Annotated in this window: 9 protein-coding genes and 2 tRNA genes; 9 read left to right on the forward strand and 2 right to left on the reverse strand. The window is 59.1% G+C overall.

Translation table 11 applies throughout. The features are described 5' to 3' along the window. Positions 1-84: 84 nt before the first annotated feature. Positions 85-1,110, forward strand: coding sequence for a rhamnose ABC transporter substrate-binding protein (locus WFJ47_RS07815; RefSeq protein WP_336762103.1), 1,026 nt, complete (start codon positions 85-87; stop codon positions 1,108-1,110). Positions 1,111-1,168: 58 nt separating this feature from the next. Next, positions 1,169-2,263 carry a LacI family DNA-binding transcriptional regulator gene (locus WFJ47_RS07820; protein WP_336762104.1) on the forward strand — a complete coding sequence of 365 codons (1,095 nt, stop codon included), beginning with the start codon at positions 1,169-1,171 and terminating at the stop codon, positions 2,261-2,263. Here WFJ47_RS07820 and ruvX read toward each other — a convergent pair. After that, positions 2,221-2,688, reverse strand: coding sequence for a Holliday junction resolvase RuvX (gene ruvX / locus WFJ47_RS07825; RefSeq protein ID WP_127102496.1), 468 nt, complete (start codon positions 2,686-2,688; stop codon positions 2,221-2,223). The two genes, WFJ47_RS07820 and ruvX, sit on opposite strands and share 43 nt — an antisense overlap. 74 nt (positions 2,689-2,762) lie before the next feature. On the opposite strand from ruvX, the gene gatC reads away from it, so the two are divergent. From gatC to WFJ47_RS07850, 5 genes are all read left to right on the forward strand, one after another. Then, positions 2,763-3,050: an Asp-tRNA(Asn)/Glu-tRNA(Gln) amidotransferase subunit GatC gene (gene gatC / locus WFJ47_RS07830; protein WP_127102495.1), complete on the forward strand. Its 288-nt coding sequence runs from the start codon at positions 2,763-2,765 to the stop codon at positions 3,048-3,050. After that, the gene (gatA, locus tag WFJ47_RS07835) at positions 3,050-4,528 is read left to right on the forward strand and encodes an Asp-tRNA(Asn)/Glu-tRNA(Gln) amidotransferase subunit GatA (RefSeq protein ID WP_336762107.1); all 1,479 of its coding nucleotides are present in this window, start codon (positions 3,050-3,052) and stop codon (positions 4,526-4,528) included. The genes gatC and gatA overlap by 1 nt, the downstream gene beginning before the upstream one ends. Then, complete coding sequence (gatB, locus tag WFJ47_RS07840) at positions 4,525-5,982, forward strand: Asp-tRNA(Asn)/Glu-tRNA(Gln) amidotransferase subunit GatB (protein ID WP_336762108.1); 1,458 nt, start codon at positions 4,525-4,527, stop codon at positions 5,980-5,982. Before gatA ends, gatB begins: the two co-directional genes overlap by 4 nt. A gap of 88 nt (positions 5,983-6,070) precedes the next feature. Beyond that, positions 6,071-6,163: transfer RNA gene (locus tag WFJ47_RS07845), tRNA-Ser, on the forward strand. Positions 6,164-7,423: 1,260 nt separating this feature from the next. Next, positions 7,424-8,092: a hypothetical protein gene (locus tag WFJ47_RS07850; protein WP_336762109.1), complete on the forward strand. Its 669-nt coding sequence runs from the start codon at positions 7,424-7,426 to the stop codon at positions 8,090-8,092. Positions 8,093-8,939: 847 nt separating this feature from the next. Here the strand turns inward: WFJ47_RS07850 and WFJ47_RS07855 are convergent. Continuing rightward, positions 8,940-9,013: transfer RNA gene (locus WFJ47_RS07855), tRNA-Cys, on the reverse strand. Positions 9,014-9,204: 191 nt separating this feature from the next. Between WFJ47_RS07855 and WFJ47_RS07860 the strand changes: the two genes are divergently transcribed. Further along, positions 9,205-10,674 (forward strand): TolC family outer membrane protein, encoded by a 1,470-nt coding sequence (locus WFJ47_RS07860; RefSeq protein ID WP_127102263.1) that lies wholly within the window; start codon positions 9,205-9,207, stop codon positions 10,672-10,674. Between the two features lie 235 nt (positions 10,675-10,909). Further along, positions 10,910-13,597, forward strand: coding sequence for a valine--tRNA ligase (locus tag WFJ47_RS07865; RefSeq protein WP_336762416.1), 2,688 nt, complete (start codon positions 10,910-10,912; stop codon positions 13,595-13,597). Positions 13,598-14,727: the final 1,130 nt, after the last annotated feature.

Genomic DNA, 14,727 nt, shown 5'->3' on the forward strand with positions numbered 1-14,727 from the left:
GAGCGCATTGATCAGCCGCCCGTCTCTAGGCCCGTTCAGGACATTTCTCTCTCTCGTTCCCGCTCTGACAAGGTTCAGAAGATCATGTCTCTTTTCTCTTTCCGTACCGCTTCACGTATGGCCTGCCTCTCGGGTGTCGCCGCTCTGGCCCTCGCGCTTGGGGCCACGGCACAAGCCGCCGAGTGCCGCAAGGGCCCGGTGACGGTCGGGTATATTCCCAAGCTCGATACTGATCCCTTTTTCCAGTCCGCCAATACGGGAGCGCAAAAGGCGCAGAAGGAGATCGGCGGCAAAATCGTGCTGCAGGCGCCTTCGGAGGCGACTGCCGAGGCGCAGATCGCGTTCATCAATAACATGGTGACGCAGGGCGTGGATGCCATCGTGATCTCGGGGAATGACGCCAACGCCCTGGCGCCAGCGCTAAGGCGCGCCCAGGCCCAGAATGTCTGGGTTCTCACCTACGATTCAGACGTGGCACCCAAGGCACGCTCGATTTTCATCAATCAGGCGCAATCGGAACTCCTGGGTCAGAGCATGCTCGAAAGCCTGGGCAAGGCGATCAACTACGATGGTGAATTTGCCATCCTGTCTTCCACTCCCACCGCGACGAACCAGAATCGCTGGATCGCGAACATGAAGCAGACCATCGCAAGCGACCCGATATTTGCGAAGATGAAGCTGGTCCAGGTCGCCTACGGGCAGGAGAGCGAACAGATCAACCAGCAGCAGACTCTCGCTCTGGTTCAGGCCTTTCCCAATCTCAAGGGCATCATCGTCCCGGCGGGGATCGGACTGCCTGCGGCCGCACGCGCCCTCGATCAGGCCGGGCTGTCAGGAAAGATCAAGCTTTCCGGCCTCGGTCCGGTGAGCCTCGTCAAGAAATACGTCAAGGACGGTTCACTGGCCGATGTGTGGTGGAACGTGCCTGACCTTGGCTATCTCTCCTATTACGCGGCTCAGGGTCTCGCGCAATGCACGTTCAAGCCAGAGGCCGGTGCGACCTTTACGGCGGGGCATCTCGGCTCGTACACGGTCGGGAAAGACGGGCTCGTCCTGCTTGGTCCGCCCAAGGTAGCAACGCCCGCCAATGTGGATGAATTCCCCTTCTGAGACGGGGAGGGCGGCCCCGGTCCTGCGGTATCGGGACGGGGCACGCCTTTGGACGGGAGTGACCGCCCTGGTTACGATGTCGGATGTAGCCCGCCGGGCCAATGTGGCGGTTTCAACGGTCTCTCATGTCGTCAACAATACGCGCCATGTTCAACCGGAAACGCGCGCCGCCGTTGAAGCGGCCATAGCCGAAACCGGCTATGTGCCCAACAGCCTCGCCAGGCAGCTCGCGCGTGGTGGCGGGCAGACCAACACGATTGGCGTGGCGCTGGCGGCGGTGTCCAATCCCTATTTCATCGATCTCGTGGGGGCGATCGTCCGCGGGCTATCGGCGCGGGGTAAGATGGTCTTTCTGGCCGATACGGCCGAGGACCCCGCGCGCGAGATCGAGATCATCAGATCCTTCCATCGTCGACGCGTCGACGGAATCCTGCTGGCCCCTGCGGGCGTCAGTGCTCCCTGGCCCACGCTGGATTATCTTGCCCGCAACAAGATACCGAGCGTTCTGGTCGACAGGCTGATTGCTCCGGCTTTCAGCCAGGCCGGATGCGATAATGCTCTTGGGATCACTCTCTTGTATGATCATCTGCGCCGTCGCGGGCACGAGCGCATCGCTCTCGTGGCAGGGCAGCCCCTCATTGCTTCAACCACGCAGCGTGTGGCGGCATTTCGGGCCTGTGCGCAGGCGGCGGGCGCCCCTGTGACGGGACTTATCGTGACCGGGACAAGCGATGTTGCGGCCGCACGACGCGCCACCTGCGCGCTGTTGGCTGCGCCGAAGCCGCCCAGCGCGATCATGGCAGGAAATAATCATGCGATGATCGGGGTGATGCAGGCGATCCGCGACTATGGGCTGACGGTGCCCGAGCAGATGGCGGTGGTCGGGTTTGATGATTTCGAATGGGCCGATTGCTTTCAGCCTCGTTTGACCGTGGTTCGTCAGCCGGTCGAGGCAATTGCCGAGGCCGCGCTCACCCTGCTGGATCAGGCAATGGAGACACCGGCCGCGCCGCCGCAGACGCGCATCTTCGCCCCGGAGCTCATCCTACGGGATTCTTGCGGCGCGCCTATAAAGCCATTCTCCCCGGAGAGCGCCCGGGTGAGGCAGGCTCATTCGGGTTTGGTCGCATCCAGCCAAGATTGCAGTGTATAGGCTGCTGCCATCTTGTCCACGACTTCGGCGCGACGCTTGCGCGTCATGTCAGCCTCCTGGATCAAGAAGCGATTGACCGCGCTTGAGGAGAGCCGCTCATCCCAGCAGCAGGCGGGAAGGTCAAGGCGGGTGGAGAGCTCCGTCATCCAGTCCTGGGCCGAGCGGGCCGCAGGGCCGAAACTGCCATCCAGTGAAAGCGGCAGACCACAGATCAGCCCTCCGATCCCTTCCTTGCGCACGATGCGCCCGATCTCCTCGGCGGTTTCCCCGAATTTCTTCCGCTTGAGACTCAGATAAGGCGAGGCAAGCATGAGCGTGACATCGCTCAAGGCGAGGCCGATCGTCTTCTGGCCTGGATCGAGCCCGAGCAACCGAGCACCTGAGGGGAGGGCGTCGCGCAGGGCGTATGGATTGAACAGAGTCATGGGAAGGCGTTATGATCTCGCGAAATTCTGGACACTCGGGATTATCCGCTCACTTTCAGGAAAGTCGATCCTTTATGTCGTTGGAAACGCGCACAGTCAGGCGCATAGCAAAACTGGCCCGAATTGGCCTCAGTGATCAGGAATGCGAGGCGATGCGCCAGGAGCTCAGCGGCATCCTGGGCTGGGTCGAGCAACTGAACGAGGTCGATATCACCGACGTGCCGCCCATGATCGGCACCGGCCTGGCTACGCCGCGTCTGCGGGATGATGTCGTGACCGATGGCGACAAGCGCGACGCCGTGTTGTCCAACGCCCCCGACTCTGTCGGCCCTTATTTCACTGTGCCGAAGGTGGTCGAGTGATGCATGATCTGACCCTGGCCTCCGCACGCAAGGCGCTGCGTGAGCGCCGCCTCTCGGCGATCGACCTGACCGATCACTTCCTGGGCGCGATCAAGAAGCTCGATGGCGACATCAACAGCTATGTGACCGTGACCGAGGATCAGGCACGTGCTGGCGCACGCGCTGCCGATGCGCTTCTGGCCACTGGCAATGCCCCATCGCTGTGCGGCCTGCCGCTCGGTATCAAGGATCTGTTTTGCACCAACGGTGTCCGCACAACGGCCTCGAGCAATATTCTGCGCGATTTCGTGCCTCCCTATGAGAGCACGGTCACGTCGAATCTGCTGGCCGACGGCGCCATCTTCCTGGGCAAGACCAATCTCGACGAGTTCGCCATGGGCTCGACGAACATGACCTCCGCTTTCGGTCCGGTGACCAATCCCTGGCGTCGCAGGGGCTCGGATGTGAGCCTGGTGCCGGGTGGCTCCTCTGGTGGCTCGGCTGCGGCGGTGGCGGCGGGGCTCGCCCTTGGCACGACAGGCACCGATACGGGCGGCTCCATTCGTCAGCCTGCTTCCTATTGTGGCATTACGGGTATCAAGCCGACCTATGGCCGCTGCTCGCGCTTTGGCACCATTGCCTTCGCGAGTTCGCTCGATCAGGCCGGGCCGATGGCGCGCACTATGGAAGATTGTGCCATCCTGCTCGAATCCATGGCCGGTTTCGACCCCAAGGACAGTACGTCCGTCGATCGCCCCGTTCCGCGTTACGAGGACGCACTCGAGCGCGGCGTGAAGGGGCTCAAGGTCGGTATTCCGCGCGAGTATCGCCCGGACAGTTTGCCCGAGGACATTGCAGCCCTGTGGGATCAGGGCATCGCCTGGCTGCGGGATGCAGGGGCCGAGGTCGTCGATGTCTCTCTGCCGCACACGAAATACGGTCTGCCGACCTATTATATCGTAGCTCTGGCAGAGGCTTCGTCCAATCTGGCCCGCTATGACGGTGTGCGTTTTGGCGAGCGTGTGGATGCGGCCTCGCTCGACGAGCTGTATGAGGCGACGCGCCATGCCGGGTTTGGCGAGGAGGTGCGACGTCGTATCCTGATGGGGACGTATGTGCTGTCTTCCGGTTATTACGATGCCTATTATCTGCGCGCCCAAAAGGTTCGCACGCTCATCCAGCGTGACTTCCTGAACGCCTTCGAGACGGTCGATGTGCTGCTGACGCCCACGGCGCCCTCTGCGGCCTTCGCCCATTCCGAGCGCCCGACGGACCCGGTGCAGATCTATCTGAACGACATCTTCACGGTTCCCGCCAGCATGGCCGGCGTTCCGGCCTTGTCGCTGCCCGCCGGGCTCGACCATGACGGTCTGCCGCTCGGTCTGCAGCTGATCGGGCGCTATTTCGAGGAAGAGACATTGTTCGCCGCCGGACGTGTCATGGAAAAGGCAGCGGGCTTCACGCACAGACCCGCCCTGCATGCGGGAGCGTTCGCATGAGCAGCTATCACATCGAAGGCACCACAGGGACCTGGGAGATCGTCGTCGGTCTCGAGGTCCACGCACAGGTCATCAGCCACGCAAAGCTGTTTTCGGGCGCCTCGGCCGAATATGGCGGTGAGCCGAATACCCATGTCAGCCTGATCGATGCCGGCTTTCCGGGCATGTTGCCGGTCATCAATGCCGAGTGCGTCGCGCAGGCCGTGCGCACGGGTCTGGGGCTGAATGCCGAGATCCATCTGATGAGCCGGTTTGATCGCAAGAACTATTTCTACGCCGATCTGCCGCAGGGGTATCAGATCAGCCAGTTCGCGCACCCGATTGTGGGTGAGGGCAAGGTCGAGATCGAACTTGTCGATGGCAGCGTGCGCCATATCGGCGTGACGCGTCTGCACCTTGAGCAGGACGCAGGCAAGTCGATCCATGATCAGGATCCGACGCGCTCCTTCATCGATCTCAACCGCGCCGGTGTGGCGCTCATGGAAATCGTGAGCGAACCGGATATCCGCTCGCCGGAAGAGGCTGGCGCCTATCTGCGTAAGCTGCGCCAGATCCTGCGCTATCTCGGCACCTGTGACGGGAACATGGAAGAGGGCTCGATGCGCGCCGACGTGAACGTCTCGGTGCGCAAGGCGGGCGAAGAGTATCGCACGCGCTGCGAGATCAAGAATGTGAACTCGATCCGCTATGTGATGCAGTCAATCGAGATCGAGGCGCAGCGCCAGGTCGAAATCTGGGAGGCTGGAGGCACGGTCGATCAGGAGACACGGCTTTTCGATCATGTGCGTGGCGAGACGCGGTCGCTGCGATCCAAGGAAGACGCCCATGATTACCGCTACTTCCCCGATCCGGATCTGCTGCCGCTGCTGATCGAGCAGGACTGGGTAGACAGCCTCAAGGCCGCCCTGCCGGAATTGCCCGAGGCCAAACGCGAACGTCTGGAAAAGACCTATGGCGTGTCCCGCTATGAGTCCGGCGTGCTCGTGGCCGAGCAGGCGATTGCCGACTTTTATGAGACCGTGGCGCAGGGCAGCGATGCCCGTCTGGCCGTGAACTGGATGCTGGGTGACTTCTTTGGGGCCCTCAATCGCACCGGGGCGAGCATCGAGACGAGCCCGGTCAAGGCTGACGGGCTGCGCGAGCTTTTGGCGCTGATCACGGATTCGACCATCAACGGCAAAATCGCAAAGGAAGTGCTCGAAGACATGTTCGAGACGGGCGAGTCCGCCTCGGCCATTGTCGAGCGCAAGGGGCTGCGTCAGGTCACGGATACGGGGGCCATCGAAGCGGAGATTCGCGGTATCCTTCAGACCCATGCCGACAAGCTTTCGGAGTACAAGAGCGGCAAGGATAAGCTGTTCGGATTCTTCGTGGGACAGACCATGAAAGCCATGAAAGGCAAGGCTAATCCGGCCATGGTGAACGAGCTTCTGGTCAAGCTGCTCGCTGAGTAAAAAATCTGCCGAAGGGGGGTTTGACGTGCGGTTCAAATCCCCCTAGAAGCAGTTCTGCAAACGCCGTGAAAACTGCGTCCCTCTAGGCGGAGGGGTGGCCGAGAGGCTGAAGGCGGCGGTTTGCTAAACCGTTGTACGGTGTCAAGCCGTACCGTGGGTTCGAATCCCATCCCCTCCGCCATTTTCCTATAACGACATAATCGCTTGTATTCGTCGATAGTGAGTCAGCTGGCCTCGAGGCTGCGGCCTGACGATTAACGTTATTCGATGCCTTAACAGGGCTGGATAAATGCGATTTCCTGCCAGCTATGGAGCAGGAATAGATCGTCTGAAGGCGGATTGTTGGTACGCTCGTCGCCTAAGAATTAAAAGAATCCTAAAATCGCGCTTCCGCTAGGTCTTTACTAGATAAGCCGATTTTTTGGGACGACCAGGAGGCCTCCCCCGAAACAGTTTTCGGGCGAAAAGAATGGGTTATTCTCCGGACCGTCCAGTCGCGATGGCCTATTTGACACCCGACCGATCGCGATTTTGAGGCTCATACCGATAATTCTACCGACTATAGGTTCGAAGCCAGAACATGAAGGGGATAGGGGGATCAGCTTGAGTAGGTGAACCTTGGACGTCTTTCATAGCGTGTTACGATCTGCCACCAATGATCATGTCCTCTTCCCGTAGCCGTGAGACGATCAGCGCATTCGCATCTCCGGTTGTTCTAATTCATCGCGTTCCGTTGGCCTTGCTGCCGCGGGACGCTGGCGCTGATGCTCTCTCCTAGAGGAGCCCCGGAAACAGTCAGAGACATTGCACCATCAACTTACTGACAGCTGCTCGCCGATAACAAACGCCAGATCTCGGATCGCTCGGAAGCGAGCGCGAAAAGGACGTAAGGCTAGGGACCCTAAGCGTTTCTCGAAGCACTCCGAAGTTAACGGCAAGCGGAATGCCTGATGTCAGCAGTATCGTGATGACATCACAGCTGACCTCGGCGCGGCGGATGGTGGATACCCAAAAGTCGCCGCCCACAATGTACTGAAAGCTCGGCCGAAGACAGGTAGAGCCTCCGGCCCGTAGTCTCCGCGCAAGATATGACAACGTCTTGCTATAAATCATCAATGCCTTGCGTAATGTAGAGGTGATCGACCGGCGCGACCCATGGCGATCGCTTGATAAGGTGGGATACGCTATCCATGAATAGGTCGACTGGTTCATCAGCTGCCGCATCCTTGACCCGATCTGTAACACCACGCTCTTTTGGGGCCGAACGCTGGTTTTGCGCTGCTATGGACCATATCCTCTTGGCTACTTAATCTGTGCGAACCTATCTCCGCTAATTTCGGAGTGGTTCACCTCTGGCTTACGCAGATGACGTCAATCGTTCTGCGAAACCTGCAACCTCGTTGATAGGTACCAAGTCCCGTAAGGCTTTGTGGAGACTGTTATGGATATCTCGAAGTTCGAGAGTATAGGTGACAACTGTGAGTTCGGTTTCCTGAAGCGATCTTTAGGCAACGAAGACGGTGGCCTTTTGAGGTGGGCCACGTCTCCCCCAAGAGTGCTGATCGAAGGCCTGCGGCATCGATTTGAAGGATTATATGCTTACGAAAATCTTACTCCCTATTGGGATAACGTCGTACTCGATTCACGCTATGGATTCCGATTTCACTCGCAAATGATCTCAAAAGATAAGCGCTGGCTGCAAAGTGAGGCCGAGCGTCAGGAAATCTACATAGGTGAAAAGCAGAAAATCGATTATCTCGTGCGTAAGTTCTTAGAGCGATTAGCGGATCGTGAGGTTATCTGCGTCTACAAAACTAACGACAACATCTCATCACGTGATGCCAAGGATTTGGCAGAGGCGATCAGGAGTATTGGCCCGGCAGGCCTCATGATTGTGCGCTCGACGACAAAGCGCATACTGACCGCGAGGGTTTTACGTAGAAGAGACTATCTCTGCGGATACATCGATCATTTTGCCCCATATGGTAAAGCCGACGATATCTCGCCAGTCTGGGCAGAGCTTGTTCGCGATGTGTCCCGTATGAAGTCGGGGCGCGGCGTGAACCCACTCGAGAACCTCTATCTCAGACTGCTTGCCTCTCTCGGATAGGGGGCGGGCCAATAAGTGACGGAAAGCGTAATTGCACCCAGCCCCTCTAATGCGGTCTCAAGACAGTACGGAGGACGCATTAACGACTTTCACATTTTTCTTGATCCTATCTCCCAAGATGAATGCCCGATCTTTGTGATGATGTGTCGACGGTTTGCGCCGTTTCCGCGCGCTGTTTGTCGCGCCTTGAGAGGTTTCAGATATCCCCAAGGTGTCCAATCGCGAAATATAATGCGCATGGTTATCGGGGGGGAGCATCGATATCTTGCTCGTCTGCATTTTTAGTGGTTATTCCGGCGACCAATTTACTTTCTTAGCCGCGCTCTGACGAATCTATACAATGCGACGTGATGTCCGACGCTATTGCCATAGGGAGATATCTGCGTGATGCGGCGCTTACCTGAAATGGGAAGGCAAAGCCTGATATGAGGTGCGATAATTCGATGAGACAGAGCAGATATCCGATTTACGGGACGGATGATCGAACGTTATCACAAAGTGCTCCCCTTCACACTCGCAGCGATTAGTCCCGATTTGTTCGATCGTAGGACAGCGTCACCCGATTCTGCGCCTCAAACGATCGACCCGTGTAAGAGAGTGATTTCCCCAGTCACAATGCGCGGTGACTGCACCCTGATAGGGCCTGAACCACGAGCTTCGCGAACGTCAGACCACGATCTTCGTGACATCCTGACGCATTACTCGATGGGACGTAATGCTGAGCTGCACATATCTCGGGATAGGCCCCAGGGAGTATACATCGTCCTGCCGAGACGAAACGCCTGAGGGGATAACGCTTCGAAACACCCCCCGTGAGGGTGACAATCAGGGGTCTGCGAAGGAAACATGGAGGTCCGGGCGGGAATCGAACCCACGTACGCGGATTTGCAGTCCGCTGCATCACCATTCTGCCACCGGACCGGCTGGTGTAGGGGCTATATCTCTTTCTGCGCGTCTGCGGTCAAGGGGGTAGGGCGCACAACGCGAAGAAATAAGAAGAAATTTCCGATTGCAGTCAGATATGGCATAGGGAGGGAGCAGGAGGCCTGAAACCGGACGATGGACACCATTGTCACGTTATTGCAGTGCCGTCGTCAGTCGAAAGGGCATCCATGAAGCGGGATCAGTTTAAGGCCTATACTTCTCTGGGCGTGGGTTTGATGGTCGTTCTCAAGAGCACGACTGTTCTGGCCCAGACCTATGACGGCAAGGGCTCTCCCGAATTCATTCCGCATACCCTTCAGGAAGCGCTCGCAACCGCCTATCTGACGAACCCGACCTTGCAGCAGGAGCGGGCGAAGCTGCGCGCAGCTGACGAACAGGTACCGACTGCGCTCGCCGGCTGGCGCCCCAAGATCCAGGGGCAGGCGGGGCTGACCTATTATCAGGGCAATAACGCCTACGGTGCTCAGGGGCCGGAGCCCGGCTCGAATTTCGGCACACCGGCCTATAACCGCAGCTATGCCACGCCCGGCTATCAGGGCGGTGTGACGGTCAGCGAGTATCTCTATCAGGGCGGCAAGACGACCGCTGCCACGCATCAGGCGGTCAATACCGTCATGGCTGAACGCGCCCAGCTGATCCAGACGGAGCAGGAAGTATTCACCGATGTTGTGAACGCTTATGTCGGGGTGATTCGTAGCGAGCAGATCCTGCAGATCAACATCAATAACGAGCATGTTCTCGAAGAGCAGCTCAAGGCCACTCAGGACCGTTTCCAGCAGGGTGAGATCACCCGCACGGACGTTGCACAGGCTCAGGCTGCTCTTGCAACCGCGAAGGCGACCCGCCAGCAGAGCGAAGGAACGCTACGCGCTTCGCAGGCAACTTATCTGCAGGTTGTTGGCGTCCCGCCTGCGCCGAATCTCGTGGCCCCGCAGCCGCTCAAGCTGCCGATCGAGGAAGAAAAGCAGATCGTCGCTGAGGCGATGAAGAATAACCCGACGATCATCAATGCGCTTTTCGTCGAGGCCCAGCAGAAAGACAATTTCTCGGTCCAGCTCTCGGCCATTCTGCCCAAGATCTCCGCTACGCTCGGTTATTCCTACGTGAAGAACCAGGGCTACGGTAAGATGATTACCGACAATAAATACGGCACTATCAATTTCGATGTCCCGATCTATCAGGGCGGGTCGGAATACGCAGCGGTAAGGCAGGCGCGCCAGCAATATCTGGCGGCACGCCGCGCCGTTGATATCGCGCGTCGTGGCGCTGCCCAGACCGCCTCATCGAACTGGCAGCAATTCCGCTCCTATAACGACTCGATTTCGAGCAACAGGACCGCCATTGCCGCAAACGTCATCGCGCTTGACGGTGTGGAGCGCCAGGCCATTGTGGGCACGAGTTCCACACTTGAAGTGCTTCAGCAGCAACAGACCCTGCTGCAGGCGCAGACGGCCTTGGTGCAAAATCTCAGCGGTCTCGTGCAATCTTCCTATGCCATCGCCGCGGCAATGGGGCGACTAACGGCATCCGATCTGAAGCTGAACGTCCCGCTCTACGACGAGAAGGCGTATTACAATGCCGTCAAGGACCGCCTGTGGGGCATCAATGATTACGCCGTTGGCCAACCGGGGCGCTGACTCAACCCCTAGGTAAGCGGTAACGGCAGACGTGGTCACGGCTTGAAACTTCGGCGCCGGCTGGCCATACGCTGTACTGAAGATGACCGTAGCCATGTTTCGCGTCATACCCGCTCTGAATTCCGGCCCTGCTGTGCAGAAACGGCGATCAGGGCAGGGGGCGAGAGCAGGATCGGTACAGGACGACCGGGGCGGTGCAGCGCCGTCTCGTGGCAAGACAGGTGACAGGAAGACGATGCTCGAAAAGACCTTTGACCCCGCAGCGTGCGAGGCGCGCCTTTATGCCCAGTGGGAACAGTCCGGTCTTTTCGCGGCGCATCCCGAGCAACCTGGCACATCTTTCTCGATCATGTTCCCCCCGCCGAATGTCACCGGGACGCTGCATTTCGGCCATGCGCTCGATTTCGTGCTTCAGGATATCCTGATCCGTTCGAAGCGTCTCGAAGGGTGCAACGTGCTTTGGCAGCCCGGCACAGACCATGCGGGCATTGCAACCCAGATGGTTGTCGAGCGTGTGCTCGACAAGGAAGGCCTGAGCCGCAAGGAAATGGGGCGGGAGAAGTTCCTCGAACGGGTCTGGGCCTGGAAGGAGCAGTCGGGCGGTCAGATCATCCAGCAATTGCGCACACTTGGCGCCTCGGCCGATTGGGAGCGCGAACGCTTCACCATGGATGAGGGGCTGTCGCGCGCCGTGCGTGATGTGTTCGTCACCCTGCATCAGCAGGGGCTGATCTATCGGGCGAAGCGCCTTGTGAACTGGGATCCAGCATTCCGCTCCGCCATCTCCGATCTTGAGGTCGAGAACCGCGAGACCAAGGGCTCGATGTGGTATCTGCGCTACCCTGTCGAGGGCGGCGGCATGATCGTGGTGGGGACGACGCGCCCGGAAACCATGCTTGGAGATACCGCGGTCGCGGTTCATCCGGAAGACGAACGCTATACCGGACTGATCGGCAAGTTCGTCACGCTGCCCCTGACCGGACGCCGAATCCCCATCGTGGCAGATACCTATTCCGACCCCGAGAAGGGCAGCGGGGCGGTCAAGATCACGCCGGGTCATGACTTCAACGATTTTGAGGTTGGCAAACGCCACGCCCTGCCTATGCCAAGCATCCTCGACGAGGCCGCTGCCATCTGGCTCGATGAGATCACCAGCGAGCTGCAGGACATCGAGGGGCTGTCCTCGATCGCCTTCGTGCGCTCTCTCGAAGGCAAGGATCGTCTCGAGGCACGCAAGTTGATCGTCGAGGAACTTGAGCGCCTCGAGCATATCGAGAAGATCGAGCCGCACACGCTTCAGGTGCCGTACGCCGAGCGTGGCGGGGCGATTGTCGAGCCGCGATTGACGGAACAGTGGTATTGCGATGCCGCTACTCTCGCCCAGCCCGCCATCAAGGCCGTGGAAGAGGGCCGAATTCGCTTCGAGCCTCAGCAATGGGAAAACACCTATTTCGCCTGGATGCGCGATATCCAGCCCTGGTGCATCAGCCGTCAGCTCTGGTGGGGCCATCGCATTCCTGCCTGGTATGGCCCGGAAGGCAGCGTGTTCGTCGCGCGCAGTGAGGAAGAGGCATTCGAACAGGCGCGTGCGCAATTCGGCGCTGAGGTCAGTCTCACCCGCGACGAGGATGTGCTCGATACGTGGTTCAGCTCTGCACTCTGGCCTTTCACGACGCTGGGCTGGCCCGACAAGACGCCCGAACTCGCCCGGTACTATCCGACCAGCGTACTTGTGACAGGCTTTGACATCATCTTCTTCTGGGTGGCCCGGATGATGATGATGGGTCTGCATTTCATGGATGACGTACCCTTCCATACGGTGCTGATCCACGGTCTGGTGCGTGACGAGCGCGGCCAGAAAATGTCCAAGAGCAAGGGCAATGGGCTCGACCCGCTCGATCTCGTGGCAGAATTCGGTGCAGATGCCACGCGTATGGCGATCTGCGCTTTGACCGGTCCCGGTCGTGACATCAAATTTGGCCGCAAGCGCGTCGAAGACTACCGTACTTTCATCACCAAGATCTGGAATGCTGCACGCTTCTGCGAAATGAACGGCGTCAAGCCGGTCGAGGGGTTCGATCCCTCTGCGGTCAAGAGTGTTCTGGGGCGCTGGCTCTTAGATGAAGCGTCAAAGGCTGTCAGCGCAGCCCGTGGCGCCCTGGATTCCTACCGCTTCGACGAATACGCGGGTAGCTGCTATCGCTTTGTCTGGAACGTGTTCTGCGACTGGTTCCTTGAACTGGCCAAGCCCGCCTTTGCCGCCGAAAACACGCCGGAACAGGACGAGATTCGGGCGGTTGCCGCCCATGTGCTCGGTATGATCCTGCAGATCATGCACCCGGTCATTCCCTTCGTCACAGAGGAACTCTGGCAGTCCTTCGGTTTCGGCGGCAGCGTTGCGCAATCGGCATGGCCCGCTCTGCCGCAGCCTCAAGGCGCAGGTGAGGCGTCTGCGGAGATGGATTGGGTGATCCGTCTGATCAGCGAAATCCGCACGCTGCGTTCGGAAATGAACATTCCTCCGGCTCAGATGGTGCCGGTGCTTCTGCGTGATGCGACTCCAGAAACCCTCGCGCGTGCCGAGAGCTGGGCTGCGGTCATCGGCCGCATGGCGCGTGTGGCCTCGGTCTCACCCTTGGCGGGTGAACCGCCCAAAACCGCAGCGCTGACCGTGATCGACGAAGCAACGCTCGTTCTGCCACTCGAGGGGCTGATCGATATTGCTGCCGAGATCCAGCGCCTGGAGAAGGAAATCGATCGTCTGGGCAAGGAAATCGACAAGGTCGAGCGCAAGCTGGGCAATGCCGATTTTGTTGCGCGCGCCAAACCGGAAGTCGTTGACGAGAACCGTGATCGTCTCACGAGCTTCACCCATGATCGCACTCGGCTACAGGCAGCCCTTTCCCGTCTCTCCGGCGTCTGAGATGAATGGGGCGTCCTCCATGGGACGCCCCTCTGGTCCCGAGGTGAGGCGCCCCGCACGGATCTTGGGAAGGCCGCGAATGGCGCTTTGATTGATTTGGCGCCGCTCGTCAGGACCGTTTCAGGCTCATGCTTTTCCACAAGTAGTAAGATTCATTTCCGAGGGCCTTTTTTGAACCTGCGATGATTCCCTCTCGGGAGAGAATTTCAACCGTCACTCGAGGCTGATCACACCGTTTGAGCCCGGCATGTCGACGGAATGGGTTCAATCTGCCGTCGTTATGGGGAGAGACGGCGCCTAGATGCCCACGCCTTTCCTGATTTATGCAGTGGAAAATGATCTGTCGCCCGCCCTGCGTCATTCGTGATCCGGAATGTGGCCGTGCAGCCGGTCCGTCCAGGGCTGTCGCCATGCAGGGGCAGAAATCTGATGACACGGTGTCGACGCTTCGCACCACCCCAAAACCTGCGGCTCCGCGTGGGGCGTTGAATGGACGCCGTTTCATTTGTTGCCGCCTCTTTCCTGCATTCCATCCATAAGCCCCCTCGCAGAGCGCCTACGTCCCTGATGCATTGTATTGCGGCGTCCTGAAACATGATTTGAGCCCGAGACCGTCGACCCGGCGTGCTTCGGGGACTCCGAACTTGCCTTTCGCAAGGGGAAAAGCAGTGTCGCGAGATGGCTTGACGACAAACCGAGCCAGCTTCGAGACTTCGTAATTTTCGCAGAGTGGCGGGCGCTGAAGTCTCTTTTCTGCGAACAGGACAAGGAAAACCGCACCTCATCGTCAGGCCTGCCTAGCGGCTTAACCGAGTATCAGGTGCACCGCGTGTAACGGATCGGGATCGAAAGGTAATAGGGCGGTGAAAGGATTTTCGAAAACCTATGCTCAGCATCGCACCACGTCTGATGCAGACGATGCGGTCTGAACCGCTCCCTAGGCTTGACGAGCTTGGCCCAGAGAGAGTCTTCAGTGAAGCCGATGGCGCCTCGGGCAATTCGTATATCCCGCCAAAGTGAGTGCGATCATTTTCGTCGAAAGGCTGCGGTAATTCGAGTGCAGCTTCTGGCTCGATCGAAGAGTCGCTGGTCATGCTGGAATGGGCAGCCCTGGGCGTGCGGGCTCGCAC

It is taken from the genome of Asaia sp. VD9, from assembly GCF_037150015.1.
In the GTDB taxonomy this organism is placed as follows: Bacteria; Pseudomonadota; Alphaproteobacteria; order Acetobacterales; family Acetobacteraceae; genus Asaia.

Bases quoted from the DNA above. Each gene is read 5' to 3' on its own strand.
- WFJ47_RS07815 (WP_336762103.1), top strand. From the start codon at position 85: ATGTCTCTTTTCTCTTTCCGTACCGCTTCACGTATGGCCTGCCTCTCG.
- ruvX (WP_127102496.1), bottom strand. From the start codon at position 2,688: ATGACTCTGTTCAATCCATACGCCCTGCGCGACGCCCTCCCCTCAGGT.
- gatC (WP_127102495.1), top strand. From the start codon at position 2,763: ATGTCGTTGGAAACGCGCACAGTCAGGCGCATAGCAAAACTGGCCCGA.
- gatA (WP_336762107.1), top strand. From the start codon at position 3,050: ATGCATGATCTGACCCTGGCCTCCGCACGCAAGGCGCTGCGTGAGCGC.
- gatB (WP_336762108.1), top strand. From the start codon at position 4,525: ATGAGCAGCTATCACATCGAAGGCACCACAGGGACCTGGGAGATCGTC.
- WFJ47_RS07850 (WP_336762109.1), top strand. From the start codon at position 7,424: ATGGATATCTCGAAGTTCGAGAGTATAGGTGACAACTGTGAGTTCGGT.
- WFJ47_RS07860 (WP_127102263.1), top strand. From the start codon at position 9,205: ATGAAGCGGGATCAGTTTAAGGCCTATACTTCTCTGGGCGTGGGTTTG.
- WFJ47_RS07865 (WP_336762416.1), top strand. From the start codon at position 10,910: ATGCTCGAAAAGACCTTTGACCCCGCAGCGTGCGAGGCGCGCCTTTAT.